The organism is Cellulomonas algicola (assembly GCF_003851725.1).
In the GTDB taxonomy this organism is placed as follows: Bacteria; Actinomycetota; Actinomycetes; order Actinomycetales; family Cellulomonadaceae; genus Cellulomonas; species Cellulomonas algicola.
In genome coordinates this window covers 248-771 of the sequence record NZ_BHYL01000492.1, presented here as the reverse complement: position 1 = coordinate 771, position 524 = coordinate 248, and the positions used below count along the sequence as shown (strand labels likewise).

2 protein-coding genes are annotated in these 524 nt (G+C 75.0%); both read left to right on the top strand.

Features of this window, described 5'->3' with window-relative positions:
* A partial coding sequence (locus CTKZ_RS21085) for a DUF72 domain-containing protein (protein ID WP_124344704.1) occupies nt 1-239 on the top strand: 239 nt, incomplete at its 5' end.
* Nucleotides 236-524, top strand: a 289-nt coding sequence (locus tag CTKZ_RS21080; protein WP_200829878.1) for an STAS domain-containing protein, incomplete at its 3' end; no start/stop codon positions are given. The genes CTKZ_RS21085 and CTKZ_RS21080, both read left to right, overlap by 4 nt.

Below are 524 nucleotides of genomic sequence, written 5' to 3'. Positions count from 1 at the left end.
ACACCGAGCTCTACACGAGCGGCTACGAGGACGACGCCCTCGACCGGTGGGCCGCGAAGATCCGGACCTGGGCAGACGGGGGCGATCCGGCCGACGCGCGACGGCTGCGCGGCGCGGCACCCGCGTCGGACGGCCGCGACGTGTTCGTCTACTTCGACAACGACGTGAAGGTCCGCGCGCCCGTCGACGCGATGGCCCTGTCGGCCCGGCTCGGGCTGCGGACGGAGGTGAGCGCGTGAGCGGCGGCATCGCGGTGGCGACCGAGGGGACGACGCTGCGCATCACCCTGGAGGGCGCGGTCGACCTCGCGGTGCGCGAGTCCGCCGCACCCGTCTGGGCGGCGCTCGCCGCCGGCGACCAGGACGTGGTCCTCGACTGCGCGGACGTGACGTTCGTCGACTCGACGGGGCTGTCGCTCCTGGTCCGCCTCGTCCGCGACGTCACCGAGTCCGGTCGCCGCGTGCGCGTCCACGGCGCCCCGCGTGCGGTGACCGAGATCCTTGCCGTCACGGGCGTCGACGCCG